The organism is Paenibacillus sp. FSL W7-1088 (assembly GCF_037969855.1).
In the GTDB taxonomy this organism is placed as follows: Bacteria; Bacillota; Bacilli; order Paenibacillales; family Paenibacillaceae; genus Paenibacillus.
Genome location: NZ_CP150216.1, coordinates 2,689,371 through 2,705,823, shown reverse-complemented (window position 1 = coordinate 2,705,823; position 16,453 = coordinate 2,689,371). Strand labels below are relative to the sequence as shown.

The 16,453-nt window shown below is 47.7% G+C and carries 16 protein-coding genes; 1 reads left to right on the top strand and 15 read right to left on the bottom strand.

The window, feature by feature from the left end; translation table 11 throughout:
- Positions 1-98 precede the first annotated feature (98 nt).
- From MKY42_RS12455 to MKY42_RS12435, 5 genes are all read right to left on the bottom strand, one after another.
- On the bottom strand, positions 99-809 hold the full coding sequence (locus tag MKY42_RS12455) for a hypothetical protein (RefSeq protein WP_090896144.1): 711 nt from the start codon (positions 807-809) through the stop codon (positions 99-101).
- On the bottom strand, positions 806-1,867 hold the full coding sequence (locus MKY42_RS12450) for an ATP-binding cassette domain-containing protein (protein WP_090896141.1): 1,062 nt from the start codon (positions 1,865-1,867) through the stop codon (positions 806-808). The genes MKY42_RS12455 and MKY42_RS12450 overlap by 4 nt, the downstream gene beginning before the upstream one ends.
- 4 nt (positions 1,868-1,871) lie before the next feature.
- Positions 1,872-3,605, bottom strand: a complete 1,734-nt coding sequence (gene argS, locus MKY42_RS12445) for an arginine--tRNA ligase (protein WP_339851360.1) — start codon at positions 3,603-3,605, stop codon at positions 1,872-1,874.
- Positions 3,606-4,276: 671 nt separating this feature from the next.
- Entirely contained in the window at positions 4,277-4,612 is a 336-nt protein-coding gene (locus MKY42_RS12440) for a four-helix bundle copper-binding protein (protein ID WP_090896129.1), read from the bottom strand.
- A 64-nt stretch (positions 4,613-4,676) separates the two neighbouring features.
- Positions 4,677-5,831, bottom strand: a complete 1,155-nt coding sequence (locus tag MKY42_RS12435) for a GTP-binding protein (RefSeq protein WP_339851357.1) — start codon at positions 5,829-5,831, stop codon at positions 4,677-4,679.
- A gap of 166 nt (positions 5,832-5,997) precedes the next feature.
- Here MKY42_RS12435 and MKY42_RS12430 point away from each other — a divergent pair, with 166 nt between their 5' ends.
- Positions 5,998-6,519, top strand: a complete 522-nt coding sequence (locus tag MKY42_RS12430; protein WP_090896123.1) for a MogA/MoaB family molybdenum cofactor biosynthesis protein — start codon at positions 5,998-6,000, stop codon at positions 6,517-6,519.
- A 41-nt stretch (positions 6,520-6,560) separates the two neighbouring features.
- Here the strand turns inward: MKY42_RS12430 and MKY42_RS12425 are convergent, their stop codons facing one another.
- The 10 genes from MKY42_RS12425 to MKY42_RS12380 all read right to left on the bottom strand — a co-directional run bounded on the left by MKY42_RS12425 (position 6,561) and on the right by MKY42_RS12380 (position 16,243).
- Positions 6,561-7,115, bottom strand: coding sequence for a hypothetical protein (locus tag MKY42_RS12425; protein WP_339851352.1), 555 nt, complete (start codon positions 7,113-7,115; stop codon positions 6,561-6,563).
- 74 nt (positions 7,116-7,189) lie between these two features.
- A complete protein-coding gene (locus MKY42_RS12420; RefSeq protein WP_090896115.1) occupies positions 7,190-8,209 on the bottom strand; it encodes an acryloyl-CoA reductase in 1,020 nt (339 codons plus the stop codon).
- Positions 8,210-8,309: 100 nt separating this feature from the next.
- Complete coding sequence (locus MKY42_RS12415; RefSeq protein ID WP_339851349.1) at positions 8,310-8,957, bottom strand: hypothetical protein; 648 nt, start codon at positions 8,955-8,957, stop codon at positions 8,310-8,312.
- Positions 8,958-9,258: 301 nt separating this feature from the next.
- On the bottom strand, positions 9,259-10,713 hold the full coding sequence (locus MKY42_RS12410) for a nicotinate phosphoribosyltransferase (RefSeq protein WP_339851346.1): 1,455 nt from the start codon (positions 10,711-10,713) through the stop codon (positions 9,259-9,261).
- Between the two features lie 205 nt (positions 10,714-10,918).
- On the bottom strand, positions 10,919-11,488 hold the full coding sequence (locus tag MKY42_RS12405; RefSeq protein WP_179265148.1) for an isochorismatase family cysteine hydrolase: 570 nt from the start codon (positions 11,486-11,488) through the stop codon (positions 10,919-10,921).
- A gap of 64 nt (positions 11,489-11,552) precedes the next feature.
- The gene (locus MKY42_RS12400; RefSeq protein ID WP_062326181.1) at positions 11,553-12,356 is read right to left on the bottom strand and encodes an NUDIX domain-containing protein; all 804 of its coding nucleotides are present in this window, start codon (positions 12,354-12,356) and stop codon (positions 11,553-11,555) included.
- Positions 12,357-12,414: 58 nt separating this feature from the next.
- Entirely contained in the window at positions 12,415-12,840 is a 426-nt protein-coding gene (locus MKY42_RS12395) for a PaaI family thioesterase (RefSeq protein ID WP_090896101.1), read from the bottom strand.
- Between the two features lie 248 nt (positions 12,841-13,088).
- A complete protein-coding gene (locus MKY42_RS12390; protein ID WP_090896098.1) occupies positions 13,089-13,538 on the bottom strand; it encodes a YlbF family regulator in 450 nt (149 codons plus the stop codon).
- A 267-nt stretch (positions 13,539-13,805) separates the two neighbouring features.
- Entirely contained in the window at positions 13,806-15,362 is a 1,557-nt protein-coding gene (gene miaB, locus MKY42_RS12385) for a tRNA (N6-isopentenyl adenosine(37)-C2)-methylthiotransferase MiaB (RefSeq protein WP_179265149.1), read from the bottom strand.
- Between the two features lie 308 nt (positions 15,363-15,670).
- Positions 15,671-16,243, bottom strand: a complete 573-nt coding sequence (locus MKY42_RS12380; RefSeq protein WP_179265150.1) for a phosphate propanoyltransferase — start codon at positions 16,241-16,243, stop codon at positions 15,671-15,673.
- Positions 16,244-16,453 lie beyond the last annotated feature (210 nt).

The window sequence follows — 16,453 nt, the reverse complement described above, 5'->3', positions numbered from 1 at the left end:
GAGCGCCCCCTTTATCTCCGTACAATACGTTCCATTCCAACGTCCCTCTATGGTAACGAAACATAGACCAACATTCAAGTTCAGCAGAATAATAGCCTCTAACTCCGTAAATCCCTTCTTCCCGATAACCATATATGAATGATGAGTAGAACTATGGCATAGATTATAGCCCACACTGTCGTCAAAACAACAGCCCCCAACTTCAATTCTTCATATAACATCATCTCACGAACGAGATAAAATGCCGGAGGCAGAATCTTGACAACCCATTGTATGGATTCAGGCAAACGTCCGCTTAATGAACCTTGAACAAACGATAATAACAATAAAACAATGAAAGGTGGCATACTGCGGCTCAGCATGGGAATGTATGATTTTTGGAAGAACACACTGAGCCCCAGACCCAGGAGCGACAACGCCAAATGTCCGGCCCAAGCCATGATCCACTCCCCAGCGCTTGGTAGCCTCGCAAACATACCTGTAACAACTGGATATAACACGGTAATTGCAGTCAGGCCGAACTGCATGATCAACGCACAGATCAATTGTGCGAAGACAACCTTGCGTTTGCTACCTGCATGCAGAACAAGCAATTGATATTGCCCTGCAGGTTCCGTGTTCATTACCGTTAAGCCCAGCCAAGCCGCACCAAAAAAGAGCAGCATGGCTGTAACGCTGTAACTGTCCGCAATCGGATTAGGTTTGTAGGAATAGATGAGCAGCATCGTAATGATATAAAAGATCACTGGCGCAACATATTTCTGTGAACGTATGTAATGTTTTAATAAATAACGGGTCAAGTAGATCATTGGAGGTCGCCTCCTGCCGTAGATAGGGAGGAAGGGCGCTCTGCCGCTTCCCTGCTCATAACCTCACCTGGATGCCGCCCCTCCATCAATCCTTCCATATTTAATCTGGTCTCTTCCGGCTGCACAGATAAGATAGAACCGCCAGCTGCCAGAATCATTCCAATAATCTGATCTGCCGAACTGCGTGACACCTTCCAATCCCATACTTCTCGACCATCATCCTGACGAACCCTGCCGCGATGGCATGCAATGATTCCCGGTTGATCAACAAGCAGCGCATCAATAACAGATTGTTCCAGCCCTTCCATCACACTTTGGATACTCACAGCGGGCTCACCAGCTTGCTGCAAATCTTCCTGGTTCCAGCGACGCAGCACCGTTCCCTTCTGTAACACGATGACCTGATCCGCGAGACGTTCAATCAGCAATGGTTCATGGCAAGCTGTAACGATCTGGCTTCCTTCCTGTTTCCACTGTCTGAGCAAAGCTACAATTGCTTCCTGCGCAGGAACGTCCAGACCGGACAATGGTTCATCAAGCAGCAATAACCCATCAGGTCCAGGCAGCAAAGCCTGAATTAAATTCACCTTCTGCAACGTACCTTTGGATAACTGAGGCAAGTTCTGATCCAGAGCCGTGCCTACGAATAACAGCTCACTCAATTCGCCTATCCGTTGACGCAATATTTCAGGCTGCATGCCTCGAATACGTCCCATTTCCCACAGGTACTCTTTTGGGGTGAAGGGCAGGCGTGACAGTCCATCCAGTGCATACGTAATCCGTCCATGCCTGGGCTTGCGTTGCGAGCCTGCGTCGGGCAGTAACATACCCGCCAGCACACGCAGCAATGTGCTTTTGCCTGAGCCATTCCTTCCCACCAGGACGATACACTCCCCCTGACCTACTTCCAGATTGATATCATTCAATACCTGCACATCCCCAAGTCGTTTGCTCACCTGTTGTAGCGATATGATTCGTCCGTTTGAGTCTGCTGCTGCTTTTCCTGCTTTATCGAAGAATCCACTTTCCCCTGCCCTTGCTCTTGCTCTCCATCCCATAGAATCACATCCGTTCAGGAGCCTGAACGCCCAGTAAATATAGGCTGTAGGCAAGACGCTCCGCCGTACGCTCTGTTAACGCCACCCGGAAGGGTTTGACGTCAGCCGGCGCATCCGCAATCCGTTCCGCATGATAGAAGCGGTTGAACGCTTGGGCAACATCTATCGCATATTTGGCAATGACCGAAGGCTCGTTGCGATGAATTGCTTTTTCCAGATACTGAGGATAATCCGCCAGCAGTTTCAGCAATGCCCATGAAGTGTCACCGACCATGACCGACTTGTTATCTGAGTTTGCCACAGCACTGTTACTACTACTAACATTTTCTAATTGATTTTCATTTTCCACGCGCTCTGTCTCTGCTGCCTTCGCAAGCACACTGTTAATCCGGGCATGTGTGTATTGCACATAAGGTCCTGTCTCTCCTTCAAAGCTCACCGCATCTTCGAGCGAGAAATCGACGTCGTTCAACCGGTTGTTGCGCAGATCACCGAATACAATTGCACCTACACCAACCGCTTCCGCAACCTCCTGCGAATTCGGCAGATTCGGATTTTTCTCCTGAATAATCTGTAATGCCCGAGCAACCGCCTCGTCCAGTACCTCCTGCAAAAAGACGACTTTCCCCCGGCGGGTAGACATCTTCCGTCCTTCGAAACGCATCAAGCCAAACGGAATATGTTCACAAATATCAGACCACGCATACCCCATCCGGGATAATACCGCAAATACTTGACGGAAATGAAGCTTCTGCTCACCCCCGACCACATACAGCATTTTATCCGCCTTCATCACATCATGACGATAAACGGCTGTTGCCAAATCCCGCGTTGGGTAGATGGTTGTTCCATCGGTTTTGATAATCAGGCAAGGCGGCATATTCTCATCCTCCAAACGTACCACCAATGCGCCTTCGCTCTCTTCGAGCAATCCTTTGGCTTTCAGTTCTTCAACTATCGCGCCCATCTTGTCATTATAAAAGCTCTCACCCAGCGTATGGTCAAACTGAACATTCAGACGCTCATACATCCGGTTGAATTCTTTCATGCTCACCTCTACAAAAAAGGTCCATAACCGCTGCGCCTCTTCATCCCCTTGCTCCAGCTTGCGGAACCAATCTCGTGCCTCGATCTCCAGAGATGGATCATTCTCCGCCTCATCGTGAAAACGCACATACAGCTCCAATGAGGTACGAATTGGCTCAGCCTGTAGTGCTTCATCATTCCCCCAACGTTTGTAGGCTGCAATCTGTTTGCCGAATTGTGTTCCCCAATCCCCCAGATGATTCACACTGACCGAAGTGTAACCTGCCTCGTTATATAACCGATACAATGATGCTCCAATCACGGTGGAGCGCAGATGACCAATTCCGAATGGCTTGGCAATGTTAGGCGACGACATGTCGATCACAACGCGTGCACCTGCCCCCAGTTGCAGCTTGCCAAATGTTTTATGTTCCAGTTCTTGCAGCAGCTTCGGCGCCAGCTCTTCCCGATTGAAACGTATGTTCACATAGGGTCCTGCTGGTGAAGCATCCAATCCAACGGTCTGTAATTGAACAGCAATATCAGTGGCGATAACCGCGGGTGCTTTTTTCAACGACTTGGCCAAAATAAAGCAAGGAAACGCCGCATCTCCCATCTCCGCCTGTGGTGGAACCTCCAGTAATCTCAACACCTCGTCTTGCTTCAATCCCGTTAAGGGAGCAAGTTGTGCTGCTGCCTGATTCATCAACATGTTGAACACTCCTAGTCATTATCATATTTAGCCATGCTATAGATAACAAAAAAAGCCCTCGTCTCTATATCAGAGACGAGAGCTGATCTTCACAGTTCCCGCGGTACCACTCTAGGTGAGCAGATGGCGAATGCACATCAAAGTACATTCACAGTCTGCTCCGCTCGATGCGATTAACGGCCGCCTGCCGGATTGCCCTCATGACCTGCTCTACATCCTCTCAAGGATGTAAACATACCTTCGGACAACCATCTCACGGGTGCGCTTCACTCAGGTCATGTCATACCGGCTTCCACCTGCCCCGGCTCGCTGTCATGCATGGATTCTGGCTACTCTCCCGATCATGGATATTCATCGTTTCAATTCATTGCCATCATTATACAGATCATGCTCTGCTTTGGCAACCTGTTACATGCATTTGCCAATGGAGACCTGCTTACAATAGAAAATCTCACCATCGTATGGTGAGTAACTGGAACGTTACCTTGCTGAATCCATAAAAAATCCCCTCCAGCAGACAACGTTGCAAAACATCTTTTCGGATGTCTTATTACGTTGTCTTCTGTGAGGGGATTAGCCCGGCATCTTTGCAAATTATCCAGGCTTTTTATTTTCGGCTTTTTATTTTCGGCTTTTTATTTTCAATTCAATTTAATTCAATGGAGTTATATTTACGCAACTGCGGCCATCAGGCGGCAAGCCTCTGCACATTTGCGGCAAGCTTCTGCGCAAGCCTGGCAGTGATCATGTTGATGTTTGCCACACTCAGCAGCACAAGCTTCACATGCTTTCACACACAGTTCGCAAATTTCGGCGATGAAATCACTTCCACGTGTCATGGCTTGAGCAGCAAAACTGCAGATTTCCGCACATTCCCGATCCAAACGAATGCAATCACGCAGCATTGCCAGATCATATTCTTTCAGACTCGATATGTAACATACGTTGCAAGCATTCATACACTCCAGGCAAGCATCGATACATTGCTGATATTGTTGTTGTGTCATTTAAAGTTACCTCCCAGACTAAGTTTGCTATGCTTCTTAATACCCCGTCTGGAGGAACCTTGAATCATTCAGCCTGATTTGCAGCCTCTAATTCCAGCAATTGGTTGCGAATGATCGACTGATCGAAGTGCTCACCTATAAACACAGCTACGTTAGGCACATCCCCTTGAGGCGTGATTTTCATATAATCCGATTCCCGGTAAGCATATTGGAACCAGAACCGACTGGATGTATCGCTAAAAGATAAAATCCCTTTTGCCCGGTACACGTCGCGAGGTAACTCAGCTATCAAACGCTCAAAAGCCTCACTGTTCACCGGCTCGGTGAAATAGTGCGTATACACCATGACATGTTCATGCGAAGCATGGGGGTGGGCATGATTATGACTATCGTTGTGGTCATGAGGATGAGGATGATCATGGACATTTCCCTGAGAATGTTGATGTTCTTCGTGATCATGACCCACTTGCTCATGATGTACATGTCCATGATCGTGGCTGCATCCAAGCTCTGCACAAGCCTCGGAATGCACGTGATGTTCCTGCTCCGCGTGTTTACTCGTACCATCAACAGATTGATAGGCATGCACATTGTCTCCGCTGTGAAGCAGCACATACATGTCGACTTCACACTTCACCGTAGGCAGTACCGGAGCGAAACCGTTCCAGCGTGCCAACAGGTCCTGCAGATCTGCTAACTGCTGCTCATTCACCCGATCCGTTTTGTTCAGGAGAAGTACAGACGCACAGCGAATCTGTTCCTGCATCAGCTTGAAAGTTTGTCCCTTCTGCTCCTGGTACAGCCCTGACAGATGCGCGGCATCTACCACAGTGATCAGGCTTTTCAGCTCCAGTCGCATATAAAGTGATGTTTCCGTAACTGCATCCAGAATCTCCATCGGGTTTGCTGCTCCCGTTGCTTCGATGATAATGACATCAGGTGATTCCTCCTGCACAAGATCAGCAAGCTGCAGCCCCAAGTCACCGCGCACAGTACAGCAGATGCATCCGCCTAACATTTCCGTCATTGGTACCGAAGCATCCACAATCTGACCATCCAGATTGACTTCACCCAATTCATTCATGACCACGGCGGGTCGGAGACCTTGCTGCTGCCAATGTTCAATCAGTTGAACAAGCAGTGTCGTTTTGCCACTGCCCAGGAAGCCTGACAATATATATACAGGTATGGATGATTCATTTGCTTTTAATTCACTCATCGTTGTTCACCTCTCTATTTGTCCAATGGAACTGGTCTATCTCTATCCTAGCGAGTGTACACTATCCTGCAATCTTTGCGCAATCCTGGCCTTCTATTTGCAGGTGCATTGCCTCATTCTACTAAATGGTCTATGCTATGAGAACATGTTGATTGGAGGAGGATGTATGATGACCAATTCAGTGGAACAACATCGTCAGGAAGCCCCTGACACGGTATCCTGTATGATTGTTACCGTATCAGATACCCGCACCAAGGACACCGATACAAGCGGACAACTTATGCATAAGCTGCTGACTGATTCAGGCTACCAGATCGTCGAATATATCATTACACCGGATGAAACTGAAACCATTCGAAGCATCCTGCAGGATGCAGCCGTTCGTGACGATATCGAAGCCGTGCTGCTTAGCGGTGGAACCGGAATTGCACCCCGAGATACGACGTACGAGGCAGTGTCCTCACTACTCGACAAGGAGCTGCCGGGTTTTGGTGAGATCTTCCGCTTCCTCAGTTATACCGAGGATATCGGTTCTGCTGCCATTCTTAGCCGGGCCGTAGCCGGAACGATTGGGCGCACAGCCGTATTCTCCATGCCAGGCTCCAGGGGAGCTGTCAAGCTGGCAATGGAAAAACTCATTTTGCCTGAACTGAGGCATGTCATGCGTGAAATATATAAACCCGTCTGAAAAATCAGACGGGTTTTTCGGAATTATTTTAGTGGAGTCCATTACTTCAGTTGCTCAAGCACATGCTGGAATACCTGCATAACGTCTTCTTCATAATCGTCCTTTTCTCCACCTGAAGCCGTATAGACCAGTGATACGTAGTCTTTGCTGCGAATCGTTGTTTTGCCAAGTACATTTTCCATCACAGCCTCATTGCCATCATTACCGTACATTTCGTTCATCCGGGCTACTCTTGTAGGGGCATCACTGAAAATGTGGACCTTTACAATATGTCTGCCACTTCCATTCAGCAAGTACATATAAGATATGCCGTCCTCACCATCATCCGCAGACATATTATTCATCAACTTTATGCCTTTTGCAGCAAAAGCTTCATCCAGCTCCTGAATTAATGGACCATTTAACCCGTGACCTTGACTCTTTGCCCGAACAATTCCTTCATCCGTCGCTTGTCGGGTATATATTTTCCGTTCCTGCTCAACATTCGATGCTGAACACGCTACTACCGATATTGTACATAGCACCACGACCATACTGACCAAGACAGACTTCACACGTCCAGATCTATGATGCAATCCTTTTCCCTTAACACGCATACTCATCCTTCCTTTCCCGCCACATGCACGGTGACGCTCTCAGGTAGAGTTAGCATGTCTAGGAGAAAAGAATCTTATTCGGCAGGCGTATCTGACATCGTATTCACTACAGTACGACCTACAGCACCGCCTTTGAGAATTGTTTCCAGTGTCTGAGGCAGCTGTGCCCATGAGATTTCCTGAATCCCCAGCTCCAGCGCCCGATCCGGCTTCCATTCTCCGCCAAGCAGCTTCCATATCCGTTCCCGCCGTTCCATCGGGCAATAGACTGAATCAATCCCAATCAATTGAATCCCCCGCAAAATAAACGGAAATACGGTGGACTCGAACGCAGCCCCTCCGGTTAAGCCTGATACGGCGACAGCGCCTCCGTATTGAATTTGTTTCAGACGCTCGGCTAGTGCCGGACCTGCTGCCGGATCAATAACACCTGCCCAGAGCTGTTTGCCCATTGCTCCTTTGGCTGGCGCATCCGCTTCTTCGCGTGAAATGACATGTGAGGCACCCAGATTCCGAAGCAGCTGCTCCTGTTGATCTTTTTTGCCTGTACTTGCAGTCACTTCAAATCCCAGCTTCGCCAAAATAGCTACCGCCATACTGCCTACTCCTCCGGTTGCTCCGGTCACCAGAATATTTCCCATCTCCGGAGTCACCCCAGCCCGCAACAACGTATCTACGGAAAGTGCTGCCGTGAACCCTGCCGTCCCTATCGCCATCGCTTCCTTCTCACTGAGTCCATGCGGCAGAGGAACAAGCCATTCGCTGCGCAGACGCGCATATTGACTATAGCCTCCAAAATGAGACACGCCTGGCTCGAAACCTGTGCTGATCACCCGATCACCCGGTGCAAACCGGCCGCTCACGGATTCCTCAACAATCCCTGCGAGATCAATTCCCGGTACGATCGGATATTCGCGAACCACACCACCTTTCTCAGTTGTGGCAAGTCCATCTTTAAAATTGACGCTTGAGTATTGAACCTGAAGGGTTACGTCACCATTAGGCAAGTCCTCTTTTGTCAGCTGCTCCATAGCAGCCTTCACGCCACCCTGTTCTTCTTTACGCACGACATAGGCAGGAAAAGTATTTTTCATTCGTTATCCTCTCCTTAATTAAAATTTACATATTTTTCTATTCATATCATGAATTGTTCGCCTTCAGATTAAACAAGTATAAGTGCGGCCTCCGCCTAACTCAATCTCTCCGGCTTGTCATTAAATAAATGAGCGGGCCTATCAATGGGATCAATCCTGAAACGGCCCACCCACGAGAACGACGATTGTCAGAAGCATCCCTAAACAATTCGATCACGGAAAGCAAAGTCAGGATGACGAAATCAATCGTCATAATATGTACAAAGGAAGAATCCATGAACGCTTCCATGTATACATCAGGATGGCCTTGAGTCACTGCATAAAAGCCTGTGCCCAATGTAAGCAGCAAAAGAACCACATAAGTCAGCTTATGAGCTGCCACATGTCCGATACTCGTTTCACGCTGACTGCCAAAAGACAATTGTTCGTACCCCGAACCTCTGTGTTTTTGTGAGGACCACGCAAAATAAGGCAGCAGCGCAAAGGCTCCCAATCCAAAAGACAGCAATACAAAGGGCCAAGCATGTACACGAGATCCTCTCGCTTTCCCTGACCTCCTTAACAGCAGGCAAGCAAAAATGGCCGGATAAATTCCAAGCCACGAAAATACGGTTAGTAGCCAGGGTTCCTTGCTTTGCAATGTAACCAGTTCTTTAAACACAGGGTCACTCCCGAGAGGCTGCCCAGATACCCAAAACCAGGCATACGCAATGAAGGCCACCCAGATCAGTGCCAAAATCCATCTCATGGTTGCACCTCCTCTTTCATTCATCCCCGGCCAATGCGCAGTTGAAACAGCCACAGAAACGGATCCTGTCGAAAGGCAAGCTCGGAAAGATGCAGCATTTGACGTCTCCTGCGCTTTCCCGAGAAATAATTGCTTCATTTGGCTTGTGATCTGCGTACGTTGAAGATATAGTATACCGCAGTTTATGGACGGTCTGTCCATGATGTTGCACACACCATCCGTCGTTTTTTGAACACAATGCAAGAAGAGCAAAAAGGCATAACCCGGTCTACTTCCTCCCGGTTATGCCCCTTTATTTGATTTATTCTTCGGTGAATTGCACGTGCTCAGCAATGAGCTTCTGCTTCATATTCCAGGCCGCAGGGCTGATATTTACGCGGTAAATCTCAGGATTGAGTTTACGCAGATATTCCGGCCAGAATAGATCCATCTGCTCGCGGTGATAACTGCGAATCTCATCAAGGGTAGGCAGTTCATACACTTTGCGCCCATTCACAAAGATCGGTTCCAGCATGTTCACTGCTTCGTAGCGGGTTACCGTCTTTTTCAGATAAGGGTGTATCGGGTTGAACAGCTTGAGCGGTCCGCCCTGTAGCGGCTGCTCTTCATCTGGATAGCAGATATAATCTGCAATCGCCTTGCCATGTTTCGGATCAATGATCCGGAAAACTTCTTTTTTACCTGGTGTGGAGACTTTTTCGGGATTGGCCGAAATTTTGATCGTAGGCAGCATGGCGCCGTCCACTTCACGCTCCACCAATTTGTACACGCCACCCAAAGAAGGCTGGTCGGAAGCGGTAATTAGCTGTGTACCCACTCCCCATGTATCAATGCGAGCTCCTTGCGCCTTAAGGTTGAAAATCGTATTTTCATCCAAGTCGTTGGAAGCTACAATCTTCACGTAATCCAGTCCGGCGTCATCCAGCATCTGCCGAGCTTGAATAGATAGATACGCAAGGTCCCCGCTATCCAGACGAATGGCGTTCATCTTTTTGCCTTGGCTCTCCAGCTTCTTGGCGGTCTTGATTGCATGAGGAACACCACTGTTCAATGTATCAAAGGTGTCCACCAGCAGCGTCACTTGATCTGGCAGCACTTTAGCATAGACGTCAAACGCCTCCTGCTCACTCATAAAACTCTGCACCCATGAATGGGCATGTGTCCCTGCTGTCGGAATTCCGAAGCGCTCTCCTGCCAGCATATTCGACGTTGCATGGAATCCTGCCACATACGAGGCACGAGCCCCCCAAATGGCCGCATCCGCTTCCTGTGCACGTCGTGTTCCGAATTCGAGCAGAGTATCTTGACTTGCTACCTGTTTTATCCGGGAAGCTTTCGTTGCAATTAACGTCTGATAATTCATGAAGTTAAGTATCGCCGTCTCCACCAGTTGTGTCTCCATAATGGAGCCTTCTACCCGAATGAGCGGTTCATCAGGGAAAACAAGCGCCCCTTCCTTCATGGAATGAATCGTTCCCTGAAATGAAAACTGGAGCAACTCTTCCAGAAAGACCGGATCGTAATTTTCCTCTTGTTTGGATAAATATTTGATGTCCTCCATCGTAAACCGAAGCTGGCTGATATAATTCACAATGCGTTCCAATCCGGCAAATACGGCATATCCGTTGCCAAAGGGAAGCTTGCGGAAATAGGCTTCAAATACCGCTTTCCGTTTGTGAGTTCCATTCACCCAATGGGCATACATCATATTGATTTGATATTTATCCGTATGTAAAGCCAGGCTAGTCGTCTGCATTTGTCTCATCCTCTCTGACTTCCGCTTGTGCCGGCAGGTCCAGCCTGCAGACACGGGTCAACATGTGGAGACTCATGGCTCATGATTCATGATTCTGGTTACGTATCATTGCATAAGTCTCCGGTTTATTCCTATTCACCATATTCCCCAGCAACATAACACTTGTTCAACCAACAGAATATGATGGATATGATCACAAGTTTGTTTACAGGTTCAAGCCTGCGAGAACGGTATCGCTCGCTTTGACCACTTGGGCCCCAAGGCTGGAACGAAAATGTCCAAGCGCCCAATCATGTCCCGCTGGATTGAAGCTCGCTACGGCGTCTTCATATACCGTTATGTGAAAACCTTTATTATAAGCATCCACTGCCGTGTGCAGTACGCAAATATCCGTACATACACCGATCAGTGCAATGTCTGTTATTCCACGTTCACGCAGCCGCAGCTCCAGATCTGTACCGCAGAATGCGCTGTATCTTGTTTTATCCACCCAACGAATCTGGGATTCCCGTTCTTCCATAACCTGGGCGAGACGACCATATAGCTGTCTTCCTTCTGTACCTCTGATGTTATGGGGCGGAAAAAGGGCCGTTTCCGGATGGTAAGGATCATTCTCTTCATGCAAATCCACAGCCATAACAACCTCATGCTTGTTATTGCAATAAGCCTCCGTTATCGCTGCAATCGTCTCCTCAATCTCCACAGCAGGCTGGCCTACAGGCAACGAACCTGTCACAAAATCACGTGTAAAATCGATTACAATCAGTGCTTTCATCGTCCACACTCCCTTTTTGAGAATAGGTTGATCCTGATTCAATCCATCATGATTCGCTTGCGAATTAAGTATAGATGGAAAGGCGAGGTACAAGCTCGGTAAAACGGTATAACTGCGCCGGACGCTGTGAATATTGATTGGAGCTTAGCAGGTTGCCCTCCTCATCCCGAACCTCTTCCACAATGCCTTTGCGACTGCGTGTTGAAGTGATCTTCCGAATGAAATTCGGTTCCTCAAAGTCAGGTACAACACTCTGAATCACTTGGTATAACTCGCTTAGTGTAAAATCACGAGGCAGGAACTGTCGTGCAATCGTCGTTTCCAGCATTTGCTGCTGAATACGCCGGTATGCATCTTCTATAATCGTGCGGTGATCAAAGGCGAGCTCGAGCTCCTGCAAAGCTTCCTGAATCGTAAACAACCCAACATCCTCAGCATCATCCGCCGCCTGACGGTGTTCCAGCATCCATTCCTCTACCAGTGCAAAAAACGCATGGGAGATAATCCATCCTCTGGGGTCACGCCCGGGCTGACTATATACATTCAAATACTCCAGATGTCCGCCGTCCACACCTGTCTCTTCCATCAACTCGCGCTTTGCAGCACCATAGATGGATTCATTTTCTTGACAAAATCCACCGGGCAACGCCCATCTTCCCGCAAAAGGCCATCCTTTGCGCTTGATCAGCATGACCTTCAACTCCCGGATGGGGAGTGTCTTGGTTACTGTCTTACGCTCCCGCTTGGTCAAGGTGAACATGACGATATCCGCGGGAACACCATCGGGTGTACGATATTTCTTGGAACTATAGGCACGTGCTGCCTGTTCATCGCTTTCAGCATTGAATTGTTCGTAGTTTTCGCTCATGGGCACCACCGACTATTCTCATTTTGATATTTTCATTATGACATAATAATATCTTTTGTCAACCTTGGGATTCCGTGTTTTGCGTTTTTACTCGCGCTATACGGAATGTCGCCGTTGCCATACATCCCAGCGTTCCTGATGCATCACGGACCTCAGATTGTGCCGTCACACTACGCCCCGCTTGATGCAGGATCGTTGATGTCACGATTAATTCCCCTAGTTTCATGGGTGCCAAGAAATGCACATTCAGATTGGTCGTCACACAACTGTCTACTGCCATTGCGGCAGTAGCTACCATGCCCATCGCCTGATCCATCAGGGATGTCAGCACACCACCATGAATTATTCCCATGGAGTTGGTGTGGTGTTCGCCCGCTGTTAGCGCGATCTGAACTTCTTTTCCGTCCCCTTTAATAAACCGACAACCGAGAAAGCCCCAAAATCTTCCGTTTCCTTCTTCAACCATTTTGTCCAAAATACCCATTATTGAATTCCCCTTTATTGCACTTTAAGTATAAAGCCCATGATGTATGTTGTTGATGATGATTTCCCAGCATTGGTTCTTTTCATAGTTGATCTAAAGTGCTTCGTCATTATATTAAGCCTGCTCCTACGGAACAGGTCTTATCCAGTGAAGTTGTCTTGATCAGGCCACCACACAAAATAACCCCACCACGTGGAGTCTGAGATGATCAAAAAAGGCGCGGACTGCGTCCGCACCCTTCCGTTCAATTACCCGCAGCTGGTCGGAGGTGAATCCGTACCTGCCTCCACGTTCACTTTCTCGGAGACGGTATCTCGAATTACAGAAATAACAAGCTGAAGCAAATAATTGATATCGCTTTGGCTTTGCTGGAATTCCGTAACGAGTGGAATGCCGTCCAACTCTTCCTGTAGGTCCTCAATTTCCTGTTCAATTTTGCGGACCATGTCTGCATTTTTGAAGCTTTCAAAAGCAACGATTTCCTTTTGTTTCTTCTTGATCGTTGCAATTAATTGCTGGATGCGTTCATGATCACGAATTTTGGACTCAGCCTGTTGGAACTGTTTGACTTCCTCACTCGTTCCAAGCATATCAGCCAATTCTTTGGCTTTTCCCATAATGTCGTCGCGTATGACCAGATTGCGCGTATCGTAGGTAGGCATTCCATAACGGTTGTACTGCACTTCTTCCTGCGCCACTCGAAATCGCTCCATTCTATGAGATGATATAAGATGAACTACTCGATGTTGCACTAAGCTTAGTGACTGCTCGAGTGACCGCTACGGTTACGGATCGTTCTTTCGATCGCTGTTGTCTCCAAATTTTTCTGATTGTAATGGTCCGTGGTTAAAATTTGGAGACAAAGGCGAACGCTTCGCTTCTACAGAATCGATTCCGTCACCTTCGCTACGCTAGGCCGTAACCCGCCAAGTGCAAAAAGAATTTCATCTTATTAGGTTTGTGTATTACTGATTGGCGGCTACTGGCTCTGTGAGCAGGTTACCCCGAATATAGAAAGTCATTGGATCGGTGATTTCCACATGTACAAAAGTACCGATCAATTCTTTAGGTCCTTCAAAGTGCACCAGCTTGTTGCTGCGTGTACGTCCAGCCAGAACATTGGAATTCCGCTTGCTCTCACCTTCAACAAGCACTTCAACAACCTTGCCGCGCTGCTTCTCATTGCTGCTATGGCTGTATGCGTTGATCGTCTCGTTTAAGCGTTTCAAACGTTCCTTCTTCACGTCCATCGGCACGTTATCCTCCATCACCGCAGCAGGTGTGCCTTCGCGCGGAGAGTAGATAAATGTATAGGCAAAGTCGTAGCCAACTTCCTTAACCAGTGACAGCGTATCTTCGAACTGCTCTTCCGTTTCCCCCGGGAAACCAACGATAATATCAGTGGTTAACACGACATCTGGAATTGCAGTTTTAATTTTGTCAGCAAGCTTCAGGTAGTGTTCCCGACTGTACTTACGGCTCATACGTTTCAGCACTTCCGTGCTGCCGGACTGCACAGGCAGATGGATGTGCTCCACCAGGTTCCCGCCCTTCGCAAGCACCTCAATCAGATGATCATCGAAGTCACGTGGATGACTGGTTGTAAACCGAACCCGTGGAATATCGATTTTGCGAATATCATCCATCAGGTCACCGAAGCTGTAATTCAGATCCGTAAAGTCCTTGCCATAAGCATTGACATTCTGGCCGAGCAGCGTGATTTCCTTGAAGCCTTGTCTTGCCAGTTCGCGAACTTCGGCAATGACATCTTCCGGACGTCGACTGCGCTCTTTTCCCCGTGTGAACGGGACGATGCAATATGTACAGAACTTGTCGCAACCATACATAATGTTCACCCAGCCGCGCATGCCCTCACGTTTTTTCGGCAGGTTCTCGATGATATCGCCTTCCTTGGACCATACCTCAACAACCATTTCTTTACTGAACAGTGCTTCCTGAATCAGATGTGGCAGCCGATGCACATTGTGTGTACCAAAAATCATATCCACAAAGCCATGCTTCTGCATAATCCGGTTCACGACGCCTTCTTCCTGCGACATACAACCACACACACCCAGCAACAAGCCTGGACGTTCGGTTTTCAGGGTTTTCAGATGGCCTAGCTCACCGAACACTTTATCTTCCGCATTTTCCCGAATCGCACAGGTGTTTAACAGAATGATATCTGCCTCTTTGCGGTCCTCGGTAGCCTGATACCCCATTGATTCAAGCAATCCTTTGATCGTCTCGGAATCATGCTCGTTCATCTGGCATCCATACGTATATACGATATAGTGTTTGCCTTTCCCTACGTTTTTCAGTTCATCGGGTACGGCCGTTTCGTAAAGCACCTGGACGTCTTCCTTGCCCCGTTGTTTCTCCTGACGATGATTGGGTTCCGACTTGATGTTAATCTCCCGGCCCCGGATTCTTATCTTTTTGCTGAATTCATCTTGCGAAATTACTTTGGCATCGGAGAAATCAAAATATTGGGAGTAATCCTTTTTTGAGTCTTTAGCCATTTCCTTCGGTCACTCCTTACAGCCTCTATTAATAAAAAATCGTTATTTCATCTTGTTTCACGTGATTTGCACGCTTTATACATCAAAAGAGCATTACAGCAAATTATAACATGAATTGGGCTCTAGTTCCACATCGAAAGACGCTGCCCCTTCGCCTATCCCGAAATCTGTGCAGGTCAGCTGAACACCCCGAAAACACACAAAAACCTGAGTAATCCTCAGGTCGAATGTATCGACGCTGTAAATATACTCAGGTTTATACGTGCATTCAAACCGTCAACATAACGGCTGAAGAAGGTTCCATTTAATTAGTCGATGATTTCAGCAGTATCGCCGTTACGAGCGCCAGCTGCATTAGCTTCATCCGTATCAATATGCATGTCCAGTGCAAAGGAATCCGATACACGAGCCAGTACATTTTCCAGCACCAGACCACGATCTCCACCCAGACGAACTTTCAGCAATTGTTTGTCCTCGATACCCCATTTAGCAGCATCAGAAGTATGGAAGTGGATGTGACGAGCAGCAACGATAACACCTTTATCGATTGTAACTTCGCCAGCAGGTCCTTTAATTGTGATACCTGGAGTACCTTCGATGCTTCCGGATTCACGCACAGGTGCCTTAACACCAATAGCGAAAGAGTCTGTCATCGAGATTTCCAATTGTGTTTCCGGACGAACTGGTCCAAGAATACGCACTTTATCAAACTGTCCTTTCGAACCAATAACCGCTACTGTTTCGTTAGCAGCATATTGTCCTGGTTGGGACAGAGGTTTAAACTCAGTCAATTCATAGCCTTTACCAAACAAAATTTCAACGTGCTCTTGAGATACATGAATGTGACGGGCAGATACGCCCACAGATACTGTTTTGCTCATTGTGAATTTCACTCCTTGTTTATCTATGGCCTGTAGCCAGGCTCTTAACAATCCTATGGTATTATACCCCTTTTTGAAGTGAAATGAAAACGAACTGCTGAAAATTCATGAAATACACTTATTTTGCAATCATTAATCCCCTACATTTGGTAAATCGGTCTGAACATGTACGACGTTTGCTTTCAGCTCGTTTTCTTCCGGGGACCAACG